General features: G+C 73.7%; 6 protein-coding genes and 2 tRNA genes. 3 read left to right on the top strand and 5 right to left on the bottom strand.

What is annotated here, in order from left to right; all coding sequences use genetic code 11:
• Window positions 1-394, top strand: a 394-nt coding sequence (locus Q0195_RS12270) for a hypothetical protein (RefSeq protein WP_299278975.1), incomplete at its 5' end; no start/stop codon positions are given.
• 63 nt (window positions 395-457) lie between these two features.
• Here Q0195_RS12270 and Q0195_RS12275 read toward each other — a convergent pair.
• Window positions 458-530: transfer RNA gene (locus Q0195_RS12275), tRNA-Asn, on the bottom strand.
• Between the two features lie 94 nt (window positions 531-624).
• Entirely contained in the window at window positions 625-1,131 is a 507-nt protein-coding gene (locus Q0195_RS12280) for a hypothetical protein (RefSeq protein WP_299278978.1), read from the bottom strand.
• A 59-nt stretch (window positions 1,132-1,190) separates the two neighbouring features.
• Here Q0195_RS12280 and Q0195_RS12285 point away from each other — a divergent pair.
• Window positions 1,191-1,264, top strand: a tRNA-Ile gene (locus Q0195_RS12285).
• Window positions 1,265-1,273: 9 nt separating this feature from the next.
• Here the strand turns inward: Q0195_RS12285 and Q0195_RS12290 are convergent.
• Window positions 1,274-1,414 (bottom strand): hypothetical protein, encoded by a 141-nt coding sequence (locus Q0195_RS12290; RefSeq protein WP_299278981.1) that lies wholly within the window; start codon window positions 1,412-1,414, stop codon window positions 1,274-1,276.
• A 129-nt stretch (window positions 1,415-1,543) separates the two neighbouring features.
• The gene (locus Q0195_RS12295) at window positions 1,544-2,110 is read right to left on the bottom strand and encodes a hypothetical protein (RefSeq protein ID WP_299278984.1); all 567 of its coding nucleotides are present in this window, start codon (window positions 2,108-2,110) and stop codon (window positions 1,544-1,546) included.
• A gap of 66 nt (window positions 2,111-2,176) precedes the next feature.
• Between Q0195_RS12295 and Q0195_RS12300 the strand changes: the two genes are divergently transcribed.
• Window positions 2,177-2,995 carry an endonuclease/exonuclease/phosphatase family protein gene (locus Q0195_RS12300; RefSeq protein ID WP_299278987.1) on the top strand — a complete coding sequence of 273 codons (819 nt, stop codon included), beginning with the start codon at window positions 2,177-2,179 and terminating at the stop codon, window positions 2,993-2,995.
• A gap of 15 nt (window positions 2,996-3,010) precedes the next feature.
• Here the strand turns inward: Q0195_RS12300 and dnaG are convergent.
• The coding region (gene dnaG / locus Q0195_RS12305; protein ID WP_299278990.1) for a DNA primase at window positions 3,011-4,930 on the bottom strand (1,920 nt) is incomplete at its 5' end.

The raw sequence follows: 4,930 nt of genomic DNA on the forward strand, positions 1-4,930 counted from the left end.
GCTCGTCATGGGCGACTTCAACGACGAGCCGTTCGACGACTCACTGGTCCGTCATGCGCTGAGCGTGCGACAGGACGCGCGGGTACGCGCCGGCCGCAACCCCTACCTGCTCAACCTCACCTGGGAGGTGCTCGGGGAGCGGGCGGGGACGTTCTACTTCGACAACGAGCCAAACGTCCTCGACCAGTTCCTGGTGAACAAGGCGATGCTGCAGCCGGACGCCCCGGTCGCGGTGGTGCCGGCGTCGGTCGAGGTGGTGCGACTGCCGGGCATGGTGGCCGAGGGGCGGTACCCCTACCCGATCGCCTTCGGCGGCATCGGGGAGCGCAGGCTCAACGAGCAGGGCTACTCCGACCACTCCCCGATCACGGTGGAGGTCGTCGAGCGGGACTGACGGGCCGGTCGCCCCACGGACGTGGAAGGCCCGGGGCCATGGTGGCCGCGGGCCTTCGGTCGGCTCCCGCGACTGGACTCGAACCAGTAACCGTCCGATTAACAGTCGGATGCTCTGCCGATTGAGCTACGCGGGATCGTGCCGGATCACTGTAACAGGACGGCGCCTCCAGCAGGGAGCCCGAACGGCCCCGCCGGGTGTGACTTCGGCCGCACTTGGCCCGCCGGCGCTCAGCCGACCAGGCCGACGGCCTCCCGCACCCGGCGCTCGAGGTCGTCCAGCTGCCGCTCGACGTCCTCGTCCCGCGGCAGCGGGCCGAACGCGGTGAGCAGGGAGTACAGGCTGCCGTCCTCGCGCCGGCGGACCGTGGCACGCACCCGGGTGCGGCCCACCTCGATCGTCTCGTGGTGGACGACGGAGGCCTGGACCCGCTCCCGCAGCGCCGCGGTGAGGACGGCGACGTCGTCGTGCTCGAGCACGAGCGACTGCTCCGGACGCTCCCGGTCGGCCCAGGTGATGGTGAAGGTCCGCGTGTCGCCGTCCCACACGCCGGTCTCGATCTCGTGCCAGGCGGTGCGCTGCCCCAGGCCGTCCTCGCCGACGACGAGGAGCGCGTCACGGGCGACGACGACCCACGAGCCGTTGGTCATCGGGGCCGCGGCGAGCGGCCGGTCGCCGCGCGGGAGGTGGGCGGCGACGGGGTCGGGCAGACGGGTGGGGCGACGGAAGATGGGCACATACCAACCGTATCCGAGGGGGTCGGTAGGATGGCCGGCCGGGCGGCCTCCGGCCGCGCGCCCCAGTAGCTCAGCCGGTCAGAGCAGCGGACTCATAATCCGTCGGTCGCGGGTTCAAGCCCCGCCTGGGGCACCCGAGCGCCTAGAGGTACTCCTCGACGTCGTCGTCGTGCTCGAGCCGTTCCGCGAGCCCGGCGCGTACGCGCGCCAGCTGCGCCACCAGTGCGTCGTGCCACGGCGCCACGCTCGTGCTCTGACCTGTCGACTGTCCCTGACCGCCCATGGGTCGCCCTCCCATCCGGGTACTCGACACCGCCCGATGTCGACTACACCAGTCTCCGCCATTTCGGGCACGGCCGACCAGCGACGTCCGTACGGGTCGGCCCCCTCCTTTGGTAGGAGCCCCGCGAGGTCAGGCCGAGGCGACCGGCTCGACGATGTGGAGGTCCTCGACGAGGTGGAGGAAGGCCCGCGCGTAGGGGCTGTAGGAGACTTCGTCGCGCACCCGCTGCCAGTCGATCTGCTCGCGCAGGGCCCGGGTGAGGGGCAACAGTGCACCGAAGTCGCAATAGTGCTCCCCCAGCGTGCGCAGCTTGGAGGAGAGCACGTCGGTCGCGCTGAGCACCGGCATCCGCACGGCGAGCACCTCGAGGACGTCGGCCCGCTCGAAGAGCTCGTCCTGCACCGGCTCGCCGCACACCCGGTACAGCACGTCGACGAGCCGGCCCTTGTGGAACGCCTTGAACAGCCAGTTCTCCGCCGGCTCGTGGACGTCGAACCCGGCGGCGCCGATGGCGGCCCGGGCCTGCTCCACGTGCTCCTCCTTGATGACGAAGTCGGCGTCGTGCTCCGGCTCGGGCGCACCGCGCACCCACGCCGCGTAGCTGCCGCACAACGCGAAGGGGATCTGGGCCTCGGTCAGCGCCACCGCGGCCATCCGCAGCGCGTCCTGGAGGGCCTCCTGCTCCTCGTCCGCCACGGGCGTTCACCCTCCGTTCGCGAGTCGGTTGGCCCCGGTCCGTCGGGACGGGCCAGAATCGGCGGCATGCGCCTGGCGACCTTCAACATCCTCCACGGCCGCTCCCTCTCGGACGACCAGGTCGACCTCGAGCGATTCGCGCGAGCGGTGTCGGCCCTGGACGCCGACATCCTCGCACTGCAGGAGGTCGACCGCGACCAGCCGCGCTCCCACGGCGCGGACCTCACGACGATCGCCGCCGAGGCGATGGGGGCGCCGGAGCACCGGTTCGCGGCCACCCTTGCCGGGCTCCCGACCGCCTGGTCCGCCGCCACCGGTGACCTCCAGCCCGGCACGGCGAGCTACGGCGTCGCGCTGCTGAGCCGGTGGCCGGTGCGCACGTGGCGGGTGGTGCCGCTCGAGGCGATGCAGGGCCCGGTGCCGTTCGTCTTCGCCGGGGAGACCGAGCCGACGATGATCGTCGACGAGCCGCGCGTCGCCGTCGCCGCCGTCGTGGAGACCCCCGACGGCCCGCTCACCGCGGTGTGCACCCACCTCACGTTCATCCCCGACTGGAACCCGGTACAGCTCGAGCGCCTGGTCGCTGCCCTCGCCGACCTGCCACGGCCGGCCGTGCTCATGGGCGACCTCAACATGGCCGGCGCCCGCCCCTCCCTGCTCACCGGCTGGCGCTCCCTCGCCGACGCCCTGACCTTCCCGGTCAGCGAGCCGGACCGGCAGATCGACCACATCCTCGCCGAGGGCGCGCTGCGGCCGGTCGGTGCGGCTCGGTCCGTGGCCACCGGCATCTCCGACCACCGCGCGCTCGTCGTCGACGTCGAACGCGGCTGGTCGGCGCACGGCGCCCGCGGGGCCCCGGCGAGCGCCGCCGCGCACGGCGCCTGACACCACCCCGAGCCGTCAGTCCTCGGCGCGCATCGCGTGGCGGCGGTTCTCCAGGGCGACGAGCTCGGCGAAGATCTGCACGGCCTCCTCGCTGTCCGGCGCGGTGCGCTGGAGGCGGCCGCGCAGGTCGGCGATCTGCCGGGTCAGCCCCATCTGGATGAGGGACAGCAGCACCCCGCGCGCGTAGTTCCCCAGCGCCTCGGGCCGGTCCTCCGGCAGTGGCGCGACGGCGAGCTCGGTGACGACGGCGGCGACCGGCCCGGCCGCGTTCTCCCGCAGTGTCTCGGCCCACCAGGCAGCGGCGTGCCGCTCGCCCTCGACCCGTCCCCGGCGGGCGACCGCCGCCTCCAGCTCGGCGCCGTAGGCGCGGGTGCCGCCGGCGGCCCGGATGGCGTCGTGCACCCCGCGGTAGGCGGGCACGGTGAAGGTGTCCGGCGGGAGGTCGTCGAAGCCGGCCCCGAGCGCGAGGTGCGGCAGCTGGAGGACCACCTCGAGCACCTGGCGCTCGAGCCGGGCGACCGGGTCCTCCCGGCCGGGCGCGGGGCGGGCTGCGGCGGGAGGCGCCGGGCGGGCGCCGTCGTCGTTCCCACCCCGGGGACGCGGCGCCCCCTGCTCGCCCCTGCCGTTGCCGCCGGGTACCGCTCCCCGACCGGTGCTGCGCGCGGCGTGGGCCACGGCCTGGCGCACCGAGTGCTCGTCCATACCGAGCCAGCCGGCCAGCTCGCGGGCGTACTCGCTGCGCAGCGCGCGGTCCCGGATGCCGGCGACGACGGGCGCCGCGGCACGCAGCCCGGCCACCCGGCCCTCCGCGGTGTCGAGGTCCATCCGGCGCAGGACGGAGCGGATGGCGAAGGCGAAGAGCGGCTCGCGCCGTTCGACGAGCTCGCGGACGGCGGCCTCCCCGCGCTGGAGGCGCAGGTCGCAGGGGTCCAGCCCGCCGGGCTCGACGGCGACGAAGGTCTGGGAGGCGAACTTCTGGTCCTCGCCGAAGGCACGCAGCGCGGCCTTCTGCCCGGCCTCGTCACCGTCGAAGGTGAAGATGACCTCTCCCCCGCGGGTGACCCCGGAGGCGAACATCAGCCCGGCGGCAGCGTCGCCGCTCTCCCCGAGCAGCCGGCGGACGATGCGCACGTGCTCGGGGCCGAACGCGGTGCCGCAGGTGGCGATCGCCGTCCCCACCCCGGAGAGGTGGGCCGCCATGACGTCGGTGTAGCCCTCGACCACGACCACCCGCTTCTCCTTGGCGATGGCGCGCTTGGCCAGGTCGATGCCGTAGAGCACCGAGGACTTCTTGTAGATCTGTGTCTCGGGGGTGTTGAGGTACTTGGGCCCCTGGTCCTCCTCGAAGAGGCGGCGGGCGCCGAAGCCGATGGTGTCGCCGGTGACCTCGCGGATGGGCCACACGAGCCGGCCGCGGAAGCGGTCGTACAGGCCGCGGTTGCCGCGGCCGACGAGGCCGGAGGCGATGAGCTCCTGCTCGGTGAAGCCACGGCCACGCAGGTGGCGCAGGAGGTTGTCCCAGCCCTGGGGGGCGAAGCCGACCCCGAACGCGGCGGCGGCCTGCTCGTCGAAGCTGCGTTCGGCGAGGAACCGTCGGGCGAGCTCGGCCTGCGGGCTGAGCAGCTGCTCGCGGTAGAACTCCTCGGCCACGCGGTGGGCGTCGATGAGGCGCTGGCGCCGGCCGTGCTCGCCGCCCGGGCGGGTGGGCCCGCCGTCCTCGTAGCGCAGCTGCACCCCGGTGCGTCCGGCGAGGTACTCCACCGCCTCGGTGAAGGTGAGGCCGTCGATCTTCTGGACGAAGGAGATGACGTCCCCGCCCTCGTCGCAGCCGAAGCAGTGCCACAGCCCCAGCTGGGGGCGCACGTGGAAGCTCGGGGTGCGCTCGTCGTGGAAGGGGCACAGGCCCTTCATCGAGCCGACGCCGGCCTGGCGGAG

It is taken from the genome of uncultured Georgenia sp., assembly GCF_937958535.1.
GTDB lineage: Bacteria > Actinomycetota > Actinomycetes > Actinomycetales > Actinomycetaceae > Oceanitalea.

What these genes read in the sequence shown, in the direction of transcription:
- Q0195_RS12300 (WP_299278987.1), top strand. Translation starts at nt 2,177, where the DNA reads ATGCGCCTGGCGACCTTCAACATCCTCCACGGCCGCTCCCTCTCGGAC.
- Q0195_RS12290 (WP_299278981.1), bottom strand. Translation starts at nt 1,414, where the DNA reads ATGGGCGGTCAGGGACAGTCGACAGGTCAGAGCACGAGCGTGGCGCCG.